This window comes from Streptomyces sp. NPDC030021, from assembly GCF_055574035.1.
In genome coordinates, this window is record NZ_JBVIAH010000019.1 from 157629 (window position 1) to 172679 (window position 15051).

A 15051-nucleotide genomic window follows, 5' to 3' on the forward strand; every position below is an offset into this window, starting at 1 on the left:
GGTGCGCCACCCCCACCCCCAACCGGTTGGAGTTGCCTCTCGGGAGGCTCTCTTCGCCGATCAGGCCGGGCTCGCGGCCTGATCGGCAAGACACCCCCTAGCCCCACATGACGAAGGCGGCCGCGCCCGCCCCCATCAGCGCGCCGGCCAGGTGCATGGCCGGGTGGCCGTAGTCGCCGTACCAGAGGTGGCGGGCCAGGCCGCCCAGCGCGGCCAGCGCGGCGATGATCCCGATCTGCCCGAAGAGCGTGACGGCGCAGCAGGGGGCCAGGAGCAGCAGGAACGAGTTCAGCCAGAACGGGGCCGCGCCCGTCCAGCCCCGCCATTGCCTGATCGCCGTCGCCATGTACTGCCGGCCCCCTCGTACTCAACTCGTCGGCTGCACAGCCTCCTTGGGTGCGGAGGCGGGCACAAGGGCTCGGTCGGCTAGAAAACCGAAAGCCAGGCCGAAAGTCGTCCACAGTGCCGTCTGGATGGCCAGGGACGCGAGGCGGAACTCCCAGATCAGCGCGGCGGGGAAGCCCGCCGGGACCTCGTCGATGCCGGGCAGCAGGGCGTACGAGAGGCCGATGACCAGGACGAAGGCCGCGCCGGCGACGATCGACGCGTTCCAGTTGCCGAGCTTCGGCGCGAGCCGTCGCCCGAGGATCAGCGCGCCGGCCGCCAGCAGCACGCTCAGGGCGATCATCAGGAGGTAGAGGGCGGTCCGCCGGGCGGCGGTCTCGGGATCGCCCACGGCGGGGGGATTGGCGGGGTACTTGAAGAACGGCACCAGCGTCACGGTGACGTACAGACCCCCGGTGACCAGTGCGGCCGTGGCCCGCGGGCCGAAGCGGCCGATGCGGCCCAGGGCGAAGCAGTAGACGAGCGCGGCGATGCCGCCGAGCGCCACCGCGTAGAGCAGGACGCCGGTGCCGAGCCCGGCCGTGGCCTGGAGGGCCCGGCTGACCGGCGCGTCCTCGCCGTGGTCGTGACCGGCCGCGGCGGCTTCTTCGATGGCGATCGCCGCGTCCACCTTGGACTCACCGAGGAGGTAGGCGACGAGGAAGGCGGCCACGCCGGCCAGCAGGCCGGCGAGCATGCCGCGGACGAGCAGGGTGCGGGGGGAGACCCCACCCGGAGAAGTGGAAGTCATCGTTCTGTTCCCTTGCTGAGACGTCGGTCGGTGGCAGGGGAATCAGTGGCAGGGGAACCCGAGCAGGTGGCGGCCGTCGTGCAGCCACTCGTGGATGGTCTCCCCTTCGAAGACCGAGGTGGCGCCCTGCTCGGCGCCGACGAAGTACAGCAGGACGAGCATGAGGATGCCGACGAACACGGCCCAGGGGGCCAGCGCGGAGAGCGAGATGGGGGCGATCACGGGTGAGTTCGTCGTGGGCACGGCGGAGTGGGCCATGGCAGAACCTCCAGAGGGAACACGCGTCCCGGTCAGTGGTGCTCGCTACGACGGTGGCGGGTCTGACTTTCCTCCCCCTCCGGGAGGTTTCACAGTGGCGCGACCGTGCCGGATTCTCACCGGTGCTTCCGTCGTTCCGTCGTAAGTCAATTGAACCATTTGCGACCGTACCGCGCTTACGCTCCCCTTATGAAGACCCCGTTGGTACGAGTTCGACTGGTCAGTTTCCCTCTGGACGCAGCCGCCCGTCAGGGCCGCTTCGGTCACGCCCGGCCGTGCCCGGGCCACGAGGGGCTGCGCGGTCTGGCCACGGGTGAGTGGGCCGGGCGCGCCCTGGACGAGGTGGCGGGCCGGGACCCGGCGGCCGTGCAGGCCTGGCTGTCGGATCCCGCGTACGCGCCACCGGGCGGGGAGTCCGTGGACGCGCTGATCGCCCGCGTCGGGGCGGAGCTGGCGGGCCTGGCCGAGGGTACGCACCGGGTGGTGGTCGAGCAGGCGGTCGTCCGGGCGGCCGTGGTGCACGCCCTGGAGCTGCCCGCGGCGGCCTTCTGGCGGCTCGACGTACGGCCGGAGTCGGTGACCACCCTCACCGGGCGGGCGGGGCGCTGGAACCTCCTGGTGGGACAGCCGCAGGACGAGCCGTAGCCCGCAGCGGGTGAAACGGTTCGGCCCGGACCGCGCGACGCGGTCCGGGCCGAACCGTCACTCACCTGCGCGTCACGCGACGATCCAGTCGGACGTCGCGATCACCGGCTGCACGCCGTCGCGGTGGATGGTGCCCTCGATCAGGCCGTACATCCGGTCCGCCGCGAAGTAGACCTCGTTGTCGTTCTTGAGGCCGAAGGGCTCCAGGTCGACGAGGAAGTGGTGCTTGTTGGGGAGGTTGAGGCGCACCTCGTTGACCTTGGCGCAGTTGTCGAGCACCCGCTCGGCCATCTGGTTCAGGGTCTGCTGCAGCGAGTACGAGTACGTCTCCGCGAAGGCTTCCAGCAGGTGCTTGCGGACCTTCTTGTACGCCTGGTCCCAGTCGTACCCGGCGTCGTCGGCGGCCAGCGCCGAGTGCGCCCAGCGCGCGGTGACCTTGGTCGCCAGGATGCGGTCGTACGCCTCCTGCAGGGTCGTGTACTTGTCCTTGATGTAGCCGTGGAACTCGGAGTTCGTCGAGTTCATCACCGTCAGGTCCTTCAGACCCGAGATGACCTGCAGGCCGGTCGTCTCGCTGTAGGTGATCTGCGCGGTGCGCACCTCCTGGCCCTTGCGGACGAAGGAGTGCTGCTCCTTGCGCGTGGGGACCGGGATGCGGTCCCACACGTACTCCTCGATGCGGATCTGGGCCTCGCGGATCGGCCGCTGCGAGGAGACGAAGTGCTTGGCGAGCAGGATGCCGAAGGCCTCGGGGGAGTCGATGCCGTGCTCCTTGCCGAAGGCGTACACCGTGTTCTTGGTGGTGTCGGTCGGCAGGCAGTTGGCGTTGTCGCCGGTGAGGTGGACATCGCGGAATTCACCGCGGAGCGCGACCGAGACGTTGAGGTCGCGGATCTCGTGCCAGGAACCGTCGCCGCCCTTGCGGGTGACCTTCACGATGCGGTTCTCGGCCTTGCCGTACTGGTTCTGGGCCAGGACGTGCTTGCTCATGCTGTCTTCCTTCGGGTACTCGGGAACACGGAGTCCGGTCGTCTGGATCCCGTACGCCCGGCGTCCAGCGCCCGCCCGGATCAAGGACGTCCCGCTCCCCGCCGTTCGGCCCCTCACCGAGGGACCGCCCCGGGCCTGACGTGCATCCCGGTTCGTAGGTGCTTGGCCTGTTGTGTGTCTTACGGCCTGCACGGATTGCAGCATGTGTACGGGGGGTTGATCCCCGTACGAATCCTCCGAACACCAGCACCCACGCCTTGGGCGACCCCACAGATCCGCAGGTCAGACGGTGTGCGCATCCGCCACTGAGAGGGCCTCGTCGAGGATCTCCAGCCCCTTGGCCACGTCCTGCGGTGAGATGTTGCACGGCGGCGCGATGTGGATGCGGTTGCCGGCGACGAGCGGCCAGAGCCCGCCCTTCTTGCACGCGGCCCCGAACTCGGCCATCGGGGCGTTCTCCGCCCCCGCCGCGTTGTACGGGACCAGCGGCTCGCGGGTCTCCTTGCTCCGGACGAGCTCCAGGGCCCAGAAGGTGCCGAGTCCGCGGACCTCCCCGACCGAGGGGTGCCGCTCGGCGAGCGCGCGCAGGCCGGGACCGAGGAGCTCGGCGCCGGTGCGCGCGGACTGCTCGACGACGTACTCCTCCTCCATGACGTTGATCGTCGCGACGGCGGCCGCGCAGGCCAGCACGTGCCCGGAGTACGTCAGCCCGCCCGGGTAGGGCCGGCGGGCGAAGGTCTCGGCGATGGCGGCCGAGATGGCGACCCCGCCGAGCGGGAGGTATCCGCTGGTCACGCCCTTGGCGAAGCAGATCAGGTCGGGGGTCACATCCCAGTGCTCGGAGGCGAACCACTTACCGGTGCGCCCGAAGCCGACCATGATCTCGTCCAGGACGAAGACGATGCCGAAGCGGTCGCACAGCGCGCGTACGCCGGCCAGGTAGCCGTCCGGGTGCACGAGCACGCCCGGGGCGCCGCCGACGGTCTCCAGGATGATCGCGGCGATGGACTGCGGTCCCTCGAAGACGATGGTGTCCTCCAGGTGGCGCAGGGCCCGCTCGCACTCCTCGGCCCCGGTGGCCGCGTAGAAGGGCGAGCGGTAGGCGAACGGCCCCCAGAAGTGCACGACACCGGCGGTCGCGGAGTCGTTGCCGAAGCGGCGGGCGTCGCCCGTCAGGTTGATCGCGGTGGAGGTGGCGCCGTGGTACGAGCGGTACGCGGACAGCACCTTGGGCCGGCCGGTGTGCAGCCGGGCCATGCGGACGGCGTTCTCCACGGCCTCGGCACCGGCATTGGTGAAGAAGATCTTGTCGAGGTCGCCGGGGGTGCGCTCGGCGATCAGCCGGGCCGCCTCGGAGCGCACGTCGACGGCGAAGCCGGGCGCGACGGTGCACAGCTTGGCCGCCTGCTCCTGGATGGCCGCGGTGACCTTCGGGTGCTGGTAGCCGATGTTCGTGTAGACGAGGGCGCTGGAGAAGTCGAGGAAGCGGTTGCCCTGGTAGTCCCAGAAGTGCGAGCCCTCCGCGCCGGCCACGGCGAGCGGATCGATGAGCTCCTGCGCCGACCAGGAGTGGAAGACATGCTTCCGGTCGGCGTCTTTCACGGCGGCGAGGGCGTCGGCTTCTGCGTTCATGAAACGAGCGTAGTTGTCCAGGATGTGGACCGGGCGGGGACCGGTCCGTCGGCCCCCGCCCGCCGGGTCAGGCCAGGGCCTCGCCGTACAGGCGGAACAGCCGGGGCCCCGGGGCCGGAGCGGCGGCCCCCAGCCGGGCCCAGGCGTCGGACGCCGCCGCCCGGGCCGTCGCGCCCGGCCACGGCTGCGGCAGCAGCTCCGGCGGGAGCAGCGGATCGGGGAGCATCGCGGCGGAGAAGGCGGCGGCCAGGGTCACCGCGTGCGCCAGCCCGTCGGCCCGGCCGGGCCCGGCGGGCTGCTCCGCGAGCGCGCGGAGCTCCCCGTACCGCGCCGCGATCTCCGGCAGCGGCCACAGCCGCTCCGCCAGGGCCCGCGGGGCGTCGGTGCCGCCCACCGCCAGGTCCCGGGTGCTCAGGCAGGTCAGCGCCTCCGCCAGGTCCAGCTCCGCCGCGTGCGCCCGCACGTACGGGCCGATCGCGTTCGGCGTGACGTACAGACCGCCCTGGACCGGCGCCGCCCCCAGCCCGGTCAGCGCGTCCCGCAGCGAGTCCCGGGCGGCCCGCGCGGATTCCGGAACGGCGAAGGCGAAGGCGTGCCAGAGCCCGTCCCACGGCTCCAGCCCCCGGTCCTGCCGGTAGGCGTGCCGGACGAACTCCACCTCCGGTACGAGCGGCAGCCCGGCCCCCGGCTCCGCCCCCGCCAGGCGCAGCACGGCCCGCCGGCCGCGTCCCTCCACGGTGAACCGGCCCTCGGTCACCAGCCGCTTCACGCACAGCCGCACCTGCTGGTCGGTCATCCCGAGCAGGGCGGCGACCTCGTACAGCTCCTCGCCCGCGACCGTCCCGTCCTCCCGGACCAGTGCGTGCACCACCATCCGCGTGGGGATCGCGCTCATCGCGCCGCCACCTCCTTGTGCATCGTCGTCACGCCCCCGAATCCCAGCACGTCCCGCAGCCAGGGCGTGCGCTGCACCCGTACCGCCCGGAACCCGTGCTTCTCGTAGAGCTCCCGCGCCCGCGGGTTCTCCGCGACCACGTCCAGCCGGATCCGCCGGCACCGCTGCTCCACGGCGATCGCCTCGATCTCCCGCAGCAGCAGCCCGCCGATGCCCCGGCTTCGCTCGGCGGGGTCCACGGCGATGCCGTCCATGACCAGCTCGCCGCGGGCCGGGGTGCGTTCCAGCAGGGCCAGCAGGAGCACCCGGTACAGGCCCCGGACCTGCCCGTACTCGGCCCTGACCGCGGCCGCGTCGCCGCCGACCAGGCCGCGCCCGGCCAGCTGGTAGCCCGCCACGCCGACCACCCGGCCGCGCTCGCCGTCCTCGCCGCCGGACAGTGCGGTCACCGCCCGGTCCGGGTGCAGGTGCCCGGCGATGAACCGCCGCCCGGCCTCCGCGGGGCCGAGCGCGCGGCCCAGCTTTCCCCCGAAGGCATCCCAGTACAGCTCGGCGACGCGTGCGGCGGCCCCTTCGGGCAGCCCGCGCCGTACCTCCACGCTCTCCGTCGTCATACGCACAAGCGTAATACGTTCATCGACGCTACGATCGTTCTAGATGTGAGCGAATGTATGAGCGAGTGATCGAGCGAAGGAATCCGGAGCCGCAGATGACCGAGACCCGCACGCCCCGCACACCCGGTCCGCCCCGCACACCCGGTCCACCCCGTCCGCCCCGCGCACCCGGCAGGGCCCGCAGAGTCCGCCGGGCACTTCTGACCGCCTTCCTCCTGGCCCTCACCGCCGCCCTGTTCCTCACCGGAGTCGTCGTATGGCAGCACGACTACGGCCTCCACGAGGAGCGCGTCACCGTGCCCGCCGCCGGTCACGAACTCCCCGGCGTGCTCGCCACCCCCACCGGCAAGGGCCCCGGCCCCTTCCCGCTCGTCGTGTTCGTGCACGGCGACGGCGAGGTCGACGCCACCCACGACGGCTTCTACCGCCCCTACTGGGAGGCCTTCGCCCGGGCCGGATACGCCTCGCTCTCCCTCGACAAGCCCGCCGGCTGGCTCGGCCAGACCATGGACGACCGGGCCCGCGAGACCGTCGACGCCCTCACCTGGGCAGCCCGTACCCGGCCCGAGGTCGACCCCGCCCGCATCGGCCTGTGGGGCGCCAGCCAGGCCGGCTGGGTCATGCCCAAGGTGGTGGCGCGGGCCCCCGCCCCCGGGGTGCGCTTCGTCATCGCGGTCGGCACCGCGGTCAACTGGGAGCGCCAGGGGGAGTACAACACCCGGGCCGAGCTGCGCGCGGCCGGAGCCGGCGCCGAGCGCACGGCGGCCGCCCTGCGCACCCGGGAGGCCACCCTGGCGCTGCTGCGGCGCGGGGCGACGTACGAGGAGTACCGCGCGAGTCCGGGCGCCGACCGGGAACTCACGCCGGAGCGCTGGACGTTCATCAGCCGCAACCACACCGCGGACGTGACGGCGGACCTGCGGGCGATGCCGCCCGTCCCGGTGCTGCTGATCTCCGGCGCCGACGACCTGAACGTGGACGGCGCCGAGACCGAGGCGCTCCATCGGAGCGTGCTGGCGTCCGGCACCCTCACGGTCCGCCGCTATCCGGGAGCGACCCACGCCCTGCTGCGCACCGAGGTCGAGCGTTCCTCCTGGCGGCTGACCCTGACGGCCGTGTTCGCCCCGCGCTCGCTCTTCCCGCCCGGCCTGCTCGCCGACCAGCAGCACTTCCTGGAGGGGCTCAGCCGGCCGGCGTGACCCGCGCGAGCAGTTCGGCGCCGTCCGCCTGGTGTCCGCCGAGCCGCCAGTACCACCCGGCCGCCGCCACCGGCCGTACGGCCGCCCGCGCGTCGCCGGCCCCCGGCAACGAGATCCGCAGGGCGTCATTGTGCGGCGGCGTTCGGCGGTACTGCCATGGCATTGTCCGGCACGGGTTCGTCGAGGACGGCCCCCGCGGGTGAATTGCGGGCGGCCGTCCTCCGTGGTGCCGGGACGGTGGGTTATTTGTCGGAGTAGCTGAAGTCCCCGACGGTCCAGGCACTGACGTCCTTGACTGCGATCCGGTACATTCCGCCGGTCTCGGGGATGCCCAGGGTGCCCTGGAGGATGCGTGCCACGTGGAAATGAAGGTGTGAGGGTGCCCCGGCCTGCTGTCTGTCGCCGCGTCCGGGAGAGCTGAAGATCTCGGCGAACGGGGCCAGCTGGTCGGAGTCCCGCAGGACCTCGGCCACCCGCTGACGCCAGACGCTCTCGGGGGCGAGGCGGCCTGTGATGACGGCGCCGTGGACCACGACGGTCAGGGACATCTGATTGGTCTGCTCCGACTCGACCATGGCGGCGAGATCGAGGAGCAGGTCGTCAGGGATCGACATGGGCACGGACTCTAGCAAGCGTGCTCGCGTACCGGCCGGGCTTCCGGGGAGTGGCCTGTTCGGCGTGCTCCCGGACATGCGGACGGCCGAGGCCCGCACCCCAGGGTGCGGGCCTCGGCCGCGTCTGCGCGCCGACGCGGGCGCCGGCGTGGACCCAGGAGGTCAGGCGTCAGGCGGGAACGATGTTCTCGGCCTGCGGGCCCTTCTGGCCCTGCGTGACGTCGAAGGTAACCTTCTGGCCTTCCTGAAGCTCACGGAAGCCGGAAGAGGCGATGTTCGAGTAGTGGGCGAAGACGTCGGCGCCGCCACCCTCCTGCTCGATGAAGCCGAAGCCCTTTTCCGCGTTGAACCACTTCACGGTGCCAGATGCCATATGAATTCTCCTTTGGGGCAGTGCCCGGATCCGCACTGTGCGGGCCCGGTGTCGCCGTGATGATTGCCCCGACCGGAACGAGTAAATTTCACTGCATGCACCGGAAATAAAAAGTGCACCCACCGAAAATCCGGTGAGAGCACTTGTAAGTTTTTTGGGAACCACAACTGCAACGAACGTCACCGTAGCACAGCAGGTGTGGGCGGCCATGGAAATTCCGGCGTGCCCCACTCTTAATTCCGCGCCCGCGTAGCAGATATCCGAGCCGAAAAATCGTATGAACGGCGGAATGTTTTTCGTGGAGCCGGTCCCGCACCGGCGCCGGGACGCCGCGGTGCCGACCGGCCGGAGCGGCCCGGACGGCGATGGCCAGGACACCACCCCTGGCGGGGCGCGCTCGATTACCGTCGCTCGGGTACCCGTCGGCCGGCGGGTACCGGGGCCCGTCGCCCCGAATCCGTAGAGCAGGGAGTGACCCCGTGCCCCACGCAGTCGTCGACTACTCGGACTCGCTGACCGGTGCCTTCGACCGGCGGGCGTTCGCGCTCGAACTGCACGCGCTGGTGGTCGAGATCCTCGACACCGCGATCGGCAACTGCAAGACGCGCTTCCACCGGCTGGAGGAGTCCGTCGTCGGGGAAGGCACCGACGGCCGGGCGGTGGTCGTGCACGTCGAGCTGGCCATCGCCCGGGGCCGCACGGCACAGACCAAGTCGCGCCTGACCCGTGCGGTGCTGGAGCTGGTCGAGCGCCACACGGCGAAGGCCGCGGGCCTGGAGGTCCACGCCTCCGTGGACGTACGGGACCTGGGCGAGGCCTACACCAAGAGCGTGGCGACCCCCTGACGCGCCCCGACGTGCCCTGATGCCGCCTGCGTGTCCGTGCGCCTACGCGCCGATGCGCAGCAGTGCGAGCGTGATGTTGTCGGGGCCGCCGGCGTCGATGGCGGCCCGCCACAGCTCGAACGCGGCCCGGCCGTCGTCGTGCACCCGCAGCAGCCCCTCGATCTCCTCGGGCGGCACCGGGTCGGTCAGCCCGTCGCTGCACACCAGGTAGCGATCGCCCTCGGTCACCGGGAAGGCCTCGATGTGGGGGGTGATCTCGTTGTACCCGCGGGTGCCGCCGAGGACCTGGGTGACCGCCGAGGTGGTGCGGTGCCCGGGGGCCGGCGGCGGGCTGTCGTCCACGCTGACCTGGCGCAGCCCGTCCTGCGCCGCGTGGAACACCTTGCTGTCGCCGACGTTGAACATCAGCAGCGAATCCGCCAGGACGAGGGCGCCCGCGACCGTGGTCCCCATGGTGGCCAGCTCCGGCCGTCCCTCGGTCGCCGAGTACACGGCGCGGTTGCAGAGGCTCAGCGCGTCACCGACGGCTTCCGGGCCGTTCAGCGTGGGCCCGAGCGAGGAGAGCTGGCGGACCACCAGCTCGCTGGCGACCTCGCCGGCCGGCTGGCCGCCGAGGCCGTCGGCGACCGCGACGACGAGCGGTCTGCCGAAGGGGAAGACCAGGGTCTGCGGATTCTGGGTCACGGTCCCGCACAGGGTCCACGGTCCGATGACGAGGCTGTCCTCGTTGTGCTCGCGCACCAGCCCGACATGACTCAGGGCGGTCACAGCTATGTACGGCACCTCGGCGTCCCGCCTCTCGGCAACGGCTGGGGCGACGGCAGCGCAACGGCACACGCGTCCGTCCTCACCATTGTCGCGCCGCTCCGGCATGCGGGCTCCGGCGCGCCGGAGCACCCTGGTCGTGGAGCCGCCTGTTCCCCGACCGGCGGCCCTGCGAGGAAGGACTGCCGCAGATGTTCGCGAGGCTGAGCACCTACCAGGGTTCACCGGTCCCCGCGGAGGGAGACGTGAGCGGGAATTCGGAGGCGATTGTCAGGCAGGTCCAGGACGTTCCCGGATTCCGGGGCGTCTACTACCTCGTCGACCGGGCCACGGGCGTGGCCAAGTCGCTGACCTTGTGGGACGACGAACGGACCATGATGGACAGCGAGGAGCAGGCCGCCCGGATCCGCGAGCAGACCGCGCAGCGGGAGGGCCAGCGGATCGTCTCGGTCGAACGCTTCGAGGTGGGCTTCAGCCACCTGCAGCCGTAGTACGACGCAGCGTGGAACGACGTGAGGTACGAGGAGCGACAGCCATGGGCAAGCTCTCGATCGACCAGTTGCGAGAACGGGTACGCGGGGCGGTCGTCACCCCGGACGACGAGTCCTACGACGAGGCGCGCAAGGTCCACAACGCCATGATCGACCGGAGGCCGGCGGCCGTCGTGCACTGCGCCAACGCGGGGGACGTCATGGCCGCGGTCGACTTCGCCCGCGAGAACGGGCTCGACCTGGCGGTGCGGGGCGGCGGACACAGCGTGCCCGGCTTCGGCACCTGCGACGGCGGCGTGGTCGCCGATCTGTCCGGGATGCGCGGCGTCCGCGTCGACGCCGCGGGGCGCACGGCCCGCGCGGAGGGCGGGGCGACCTGGGGCGACTTCAACGCGGCCACGTACGCCTTCGGGCTGGCCGCGACCGGCGGGATCATCTCCACCACCGGCGTCGGCGGCCTGACCCTCGGCGGCGGCATCGGCTACCTGGCCCGTGGACTGGGCCTGAGCTGCGACAACCTGGTCTCGGCCGACGTGGTGACCGCGGACGGCCGGCTCGTCGTGGCGAGCGAGGAGGAGAACGCCGACCTCTTCTGGGCGCTGCGCGGAGGTGGCGGCAACTTCGGCGCGGTGACCTCGTTCGAGTTCCGGCTGAGCCCCGTCAAGGACATCTACGGCGGACCGATGCTCTTCGAGCTGGCGGACGCTCCCACCGTGCTGCGCTCCTTCGCCGATTACATCGCCGACGCGCCGGAGGCACTGGGCGGCTTCCCGGCCTTCCAGATAGCCCCGCCGCTCCCGTTCATCCCGGAGGACCGGCACGGTGACACCTTCGCGCTGATCGTGGCGTGCTGGTCCGGGCCGCTCGACGAGGGGGAGCGCGCCCTCCAGGCCTTCCACGACTTCGCGCCGGTGGTCGCCGAGCACGTGGGCCCGATGCCCTACCCGGCGCTCAACAGCGCCTTCGACGCGCTCGTACCGCCCGGCCTCCAGCACTACTGGAAGGCCAATTTCGTGACCGAGCTCAGTGACGACGTGATCGACGCGCACCTGCGGCACGCGCCGGGCCTGCCCGCCGTGAACTCGACGGTCCACATCTACCCGATCAACGGCGCCTGCCACCGCGTCGCACCGGACGCGACGGCCTTCGCCTACCGGGACGCGTCGTTCGCCACGGTGATCGCCGGCATGTGGCCCGACCCCGCCATCAACGAGTCCGCGACCGCCTGGGTGCGCGACTACTACGAGGCGACCGCCCCGCACTCGGAGGAGGGCGGCTACATCAACTTCATGGCCGACGACGACCAGGACCGGATCCGGACCAACTACAAGGGCAACTACGACCGGCTGGTCGCGGTCAAGCGCGCCTACGACCCGGGGAACCTGTTCCACCTGAACCAGAACATCCGCCCCTAGGGGGTGGGCGTCCCCTGGCAGAGCGCAGCGGTGCGGATGCGGAGTGTTCCTTCATCTGCATATTTTTGTCGGGTGTACCGGAAGATCCGGTACACCCGATTTGTCAGATCGAGGAAGGTCTCCATGAAGCGTTTCCCGGTGATCGGTGTGCTCTGCGTCGGCGCGATTCTCGGTCTCTCCGCGTGCTCCGACGACAGCTCGCCCGCGGAGGAGGCCAGCCAGGCCGCCGCGGACCTGTGCACCGACCTGAATGCCCTCAAGGCCGACAACGCCAAGCTGAAGGCCCTGAATCCCGCCAACGCGACCAAGGACCAGGTCAAGGACGCCTACGAGGCCGTCCAGAAGGACTGGGCGGGGGTCAAGGAGAACGCGTCCCAGCTGAAGGACGCCGAGCGCGCCGCGGTCCAGTCGGCCGCCGAGGACCTCAAGAAGAGCTACCAGGACCTGCCCGGCGACACGACCGGCAAGGAAGCGCGCACCCAGTTGCAGCCGCAGATCGAGAGTCTGGACCAGGCCGCCACGGCCGCCGCCACCGGCCTGCGCTGCTGACCGTTCGGCCGACCGCCCCGCACGCGTACGAGGACCCCGCCCGGCTTCCCGGGCGGGGTCCTCTCCGTCTGCTCCGCGCTACTTCGCGGCGGGCGCGGCAGGCTCGGCGGGTGCGGCAGGCGCCGCGGGCACGGCGGGCAGATCGGGGATCGGGGGCCCCACGGGCAGCAGCTCGGTGACCACGAAGGCGACCACGGCCGCGATGATCACGACCGGGATCATCGCGGTGCCGCCGAGCATCAGGACCACCATCACCACGCTGCTCACCGGCAGCCGCAGCGCGCTGGCGGCGGTCGCCGCCATGCCCGCTCCCATCGCGGGCACGATGCCGAGACCGGGCAGCGGTCCGAGCAGGACGCCCGCCACGGCGCCGAGGCAGAGCGCCGGGAAGACGGGGCCGCCGCGCAGGCTGCCGAGGCAGATGGCGTAGCCGGCGCCCTTGAAGAGGAGAATGCCGATCAGCGCACCCACGCCCCAGGCGTGCGGGTCGGCGGCCAGCCTGCCGGTCAGCGCCTGGCCCGACCCGGTGACATCGGCGGGTGAGAGGCCGGTGATGAGCGCGTAGAGGCTGGCGCAGGCCGCGGCGGCCAGCGCGCACTGGACGGTCCGCAGAAGGGGCCGTGCGAGGACGTACGCGGCGATCACCCGGGCGCCGGTCAGCACCGGGTGCAGGGCGAGGGCCAGGGCCGCGGCGATGAGCACCGTCCAGAACACGTCGGGCACGTCCAGGTGGGGCACGGGTACGCCCAGTTCGAGCTTCAGGCTCCCGATCGGCAGTCCCGTCCAGCGCCCGAGGCCCGTGAAGACCAGGTCCCCGACCCCGGCGGACAGCAGGGCCGGCAGCATGACCGCGAACAGCTGCGGTCCGCCCACGCCCGCCACCTCGATCAGCAGCACCGCGGCGATCAGCGGATTCCCGAAGATCGTGGCGATGGCCGCCGCGGCGCCCGCCGCGCCCACGAGCGCGGTGCCCTGCGGGGTCACCGGTACCTGCGCGAGGTTGCGGAAGAGCAGGGCCAGCCCGCCGCCGAGGGCGATCAGCGGGGCCTCCGGACCCAGGACCGCGCCGAGCGGCAGACTCGCCACCGCCGCGATCACGACGCCGGGCAGGACGCCGGCCGAGGCCCCACCGGTGTGCAGGCCGCCCGCGGGGAGGTGACCGCCGTTGCCGCGCATGTGCGGGACGACCAGACCGACCACGACACCGGCGACGAGCAGCAGGGGCAGCGGCCACCACCAGGGCGGGATGTCCCAGCCCAGGGCCTCGGGGAGGTCCGTCCACATCGTGTGTTCCATCTTGTGCAGCGCGGCGAGGAACCAGAACGACGCGAGGGACACCGGGATGCTGATGAGGGCGCAGAAGACCAGCAGCTTGAGGTATCCGGGGCTGCGGAGGGTCTGCCTGAGGACGTCGGCCTCCTGCGGCTGCGTTCCGCCGGGGGGCGGTCCGGATCGAGGACGCGACTGCGGCATGGCTCACTTCCTTTCAGCTTCCTCGATGGTCCACCCGGGGGGCGTACTCCGCCGCTCAGGGCTCGTCCTCCAGGCCGGGGGCCTGCGAACTGCGCCTGTGCATGCCGATTCTGACCGCGCCGACGAGTGCTTTGGCGATCACTCCGATGAGGATCAGGTCGGCGACCATCTGGAAGGTGACCAGCACCCGGCTGCCCTCGGTGGTGGGGACGATGTCCCCGAACCCCACGGTGGCGAACACGGTGATGGTGAAGTAGAGGGCGTCCGTGCGGGTCAGCGGCTCCGAGAATGTCGTGGGGTCCTGCGTGGCGAGCAGGTAGTACGTCGCGGAGAACAGCAGCAGGAACAGCGGCACGCCGGTGGCCAGCGCCTCCAGGGCGCGCATCCGGGGGAACTGCGCGTGGGAGACGGCGGTGATCTGCCAGGTCGTCAGCAGCCCGAAGACCACCAGGCCGAGCACCAGCGTCAGGACGGTGGTGATACCGAACCCGCCCTCCAGGGGCGCCACGTAGTAGAGCCACGTGAGGAGGGCGGCCGAGAGCACCGAGCGCAGGAGGTGACCCAGCAGGACGCGCCGGCGCTGGTCGGCTGCGTTGCGTTCCATGCCTTCAGGAGAGCGGCCCGGAGCCCGTCGCGCGACCGGAGCCGGTCCTCCGCATGCGGACCGCCGGGGTCGCCTGTATGAATGAAGGACCACGCGCATGATCGGAGTCGGGCATGGACGATTACCCGCTGCTCAACGTCTTCTGGACGATGATGTGGTTCTTCCTGTGGGTCATGTGGTTCTTCCTCCTCTTCAAGGTCATCACGGACATCTTCCGTGACCACACCCTGGGCGGCTGGGGGAAGGCGGGCTGGCTCATCTTCGTGCTGGTGGTGCCGTTCCTCGGCATCCTCGTGTACCTGATCGCCCGCGGGCACAGCATGCGCGAGCGGGACCAGAAGCAGGCCGAGGAGCAGCAGGCGGCCTTCCGCGCGTACGTGCAGACGACGGCCGGGGCCGGGTCGGGTTCGGCGGACGAGCTGCACAAGCTCTCCGCCCTCAAGGACAAGGGCGACATCACCCAGGAGGAATTCGACCGGGCGAAGGCCAAGATCCTGGCCTGAGCGGTAGTCCGGTTGCCGATAATCCGCGACGGATCGATTCTCGTTACCCTG

20 protein-coding genes are annotated in these 15051 nt (G+C 71.3%); 7 read left to right on the plus strand and 13 right to left on the minus strand.

The window, feature by feature from the left end; genetic code table 11:
* Positions 1–97: 97 nt before the first annotated feature.
* Genes ACZ4YL_RS31420 through ACZ4YL_RS31430 form a run of 3 tightly spaced genes read right to left on the minus strand, consistent with a single transcriptional unit; the run spans position 98 to position 1393 of the window.
* A complete protein-coding gene (locus ACZ4YL_RS31420) occupies positions 98–346 on the minus strand; it encodes a hypothetical protein (protein WP_314242927.1) in 249 nt (82 codons plus the stop codon).
* Positions 347–367: 21 nt separating this feature from the next.
* The gene (locus tag ACZ4YL_RS31425) at positions 368–1135 is read right to left on the minus strand and encodes a CbtA family protein (RefSeq protein WP_468121198.1); all 768 of its coding nucleotides are present in this window, start codon (positions 1133–1135) and stop codon (positions 368–370) included.
* A 42-nt stretch (positions 1136–1177) separates the two neighbouring features.
* A complete protein-coding gene (locus ACZ4YL_RS31430) occupies positions 1178–1393 on the minus strand; it encodes a CbtB domain-containing protein (protein WP_030016542.1) in 216 nt (71 codons plus the stop codon).
* A gap of 189 nt (positions 1394–1582) precedes the next feature.
* Between ACZ4YL_RS31430 and ACZ4YL_RS31435 the strand changes: the two genes are divergently transcribed.
* The gene (locus ACZ4YL_RS31435) at positions 1583–2038 is read left to right on the plus strand and encodes a histidine phosphatase family protein (protein WP_468121199.1); all 456 of its coding nucleotides are present in this window, start codon (positions 1583–1585) and stop codon (positions 2036–2038) included.
* A 72-nt stretch (positions 2039–2110) separates the two neighbouring features.
* Here ACZ4YL_RS31435 and pucL read toward each other — a convergent pair whose 3' ends face one another.
* From pucL to ACZ4YL_RS31455, 4 genes are all read right to left on the minus strand, one after another.
* Positions 2111–3028, minus strand: coding sequence for a factor-independent urate hydroxylase (gene pucL, locus ACZ4YL_RS31440; protein ID WP_468121200.1), 918 nt, complete (start codon positions 3026–3028; stop codon positions 2111–2113).
* A gap of 282 nt (positions 3029–3310) precedes the next feature.
* On the minus strand, positions 3311–4660 hold the full coding sequence (locus ACZ4YL_RS31445; RefSeq protein ID WP_468121201.1) for an aminotransferase class III-fold pyridoxal phosphate-dependent enzyme: 1350 nt from the start codon (positions 4658–4660) through the stop codon (positions 3311–3313).
* Positions 4661–4727: 67 nt separating this feature from the next.
* Positions 4728–5555 carry a PaaX family transcriptional regulator C-terminal domain-containing protein gene (locus ACZ4YL_RS31450; RefSeq protein WP_468121202.1) on the minus strand — a complete coding sequence of 276 codons (828 nt, stop codon included), beginning with the start codon at positions 5553–5555 and terminating at the stop codon, positions 4728–4730.
* Positions 5552–6169, minus strand: a complete 618-nt coding sequence (locus ACZ4YL_RS31455) for a GNAT family N-acetyltransferase (RefSeq protein WP_468121203.1) — start codon at positions 6167–6169, stop codon at positions 5552–5554. The genes ACZ4YL_RS31450 and ACZ4YL_RS31455 overlap by 4 nt, the downstream gene beginning before the upstream one ends.
* 95 nt (positions 6170–6264) lie before the next feature.
* Here ACZ4YL_RS31455 and ACZ4YL_RS31460 point away from each other — a divergent pair, with 95 nt between their 5' ends.
* Positions 6265–7368 (plus strand): alpha/beta hydrolase family protein, encoded by a 1104-nt coding sequence (locus ACZ4YL_RS31460; protein ID WP_468121204.1) that lies wholly within the window; start codon positions 6265–6267, stop codon positions 7366–7368.
* Here the strand turns inward: ACZ4YL_RS31460 and ACZ4YL_RS31465 are convergent.
* From ACZ4YL_RS31465 to ACZ4YL_RS31475, 3 genes are all read right to left on the minus strand, one after another.
* Complete coding sequence (locus tag ACZ4YL_RS31465; protein WP_468121205.1) at positions 7352–7531, minus strand: hypothetical protein; 180 nt, start codon at positions 7529–7531, stop codon at positions 7352–7354. The two genes, ACZ4YL_RS31460 and ACZ4YL_RS31465, sit on opposite strands and share 17 nt — an antisense overlap.
* A gap of 79 nt (positions 7532–7610) precedes the next feature.
* On the minus strand, positions 7611–7982 hold the full coding sequence (locus ACZ4YL_RS31470; RefSeq protein ID WP_468121206.1) for a hypothetical protein: 372 nt from the start codon (positions 7980–7982) through the stop codon (positions 7611–7613).
* A gap of 169 nt (positions 7983–8151) precedes the next feature.
* Positions 8152–8355, minus strand: a complete 204-nt coding sequence (locus ACZ4YL_RS31475; protein WP_030011983.1) for a cold-shock protein — start codon at positions 8353–8355, stop codon at positions 8152–8154.
* 479 nt (positions 8356–8834) lie between these two features.
* Between ACZ4YL_RS31475 and ACZ4YL_RS31480 the strand changes: the two genes are divergently transcribed.
* A complete protein-coding gene (locus ACZ4YL_RS31480; protein ID WP_390796306.1) occupies positions 8835–9200 on the plus strand; it encodes a 5-carboxymethyl-2-hydroxymuconate Delta-isomerase in 366 nt (121 codons plus the stop codon).
* A 42-nt stretch (positions 9201–9242) separates the two neighbouring features.
* Here ACZ4YL_RS31480 and ACZ4YL_RS31485 read toward each other — a convergent pair whose 3' ends face one another.
* Positions 9243–9983, minus strand: coding sequence for a PP2C family protein-serine/threonine phosphatase (locus tag ACZ4YL_RS31485; protein WP_468121207.1), 741 nt, complete (start codon positions 9981–9983; stop codon positions 9243–9245).
* A gap of 227 nt (positions 9984–10210) precedes the next feature.
* On the opposite strand from ACZ4YL_RS31485, the gene ACZ4YL_RS31490 reads away from it, so the two are divergent.
* From ACZ4YL_RS31490 to ACZ4YL_RS31500, 3 genes are all read left to right on the plus strand, one after another.
* Positions 10211–10456 carry a hypothetical protein gene (locus tag ACZ4YL_RS31490; protein ID WP_301368693.1) on the plus strand — a complete coding sequence of 82 codons (246 nt, stop codon included), beginning with the start codon at positions 10211–10213 and terminating at the stop codon, positions 10454–10456.
* 44 nt (positions 10457–10500) lie between these two features.
* The gene (locus ACZ4YL_RS31495; protein WP_468121208.1) at positions 10501–11871 is read left to right on the plus strand and encodes an FAD-binding oxidoreductase; all 1371 of its coding nucleotides are present in this window, start codon (positions 10501–10503) and stop codon (positions 11869–11871) included.
* A 123-nt stretch (positions 11872–11994) separates the two neighbouring features.
* On the plus strand, positions 11995–12420 hold the full coding sequence (locus ACZ4YL_RS31500; protein ID WP_468121209.1) for a hypothetical protein: 426 nt from the start codon (positions 11995–11997) through the stop codon (positions 12418–12420).
* Positions 12421–12498: 78 nt separating this feature from the next.
* Here ACZ4YL_RS31500 and ACZ4YL_RS31505 read toward each other — a convergent pair whose 3' ends face one another.
* Together ACZ4YL_RS31505 and ACZ4YL_RS31510 are read right to left on the minus strand one after the other, a co-directional pair.
* Positions 12499–13893, minus strand: coding sequence for a chloride channel protein (locus ACZ4YL_RS31505; RefSeq protein ID WP_468121210.1), 1395 nt, complete (start codon positions 13891–13893; stop codon positions 12499–12501).
* A gap of 55 nt (positions 13894–13948) precedes the next feature.
* Positions 13949–14497, minus strand: coding sequence for a potassium channel family protein (locus tag ACZ4YL_RS31510; protein WP_468121211.1), 549 nt, complete (start codon positions 14495–14497; stop codon positions 13949–13951).
* A 113-nt stretch (positions 14498–14610) separates the two neighbouring features.
* On the opposite strand from ACZ4YL_RS31510, the gene ACZ4YL_RS31515 reads away from it, so the two are divergent.
* Entirely contained in the window at positions 14611–15000 is a 390-nt protein-coding gene (locus tag ACZ4YL_RS31515; protein WP_373037935.1) for an SHOCT domain-containing protein, read from the plus strand.
* Positions 15001–15051 lie beyond the last annotated feature (51 nt).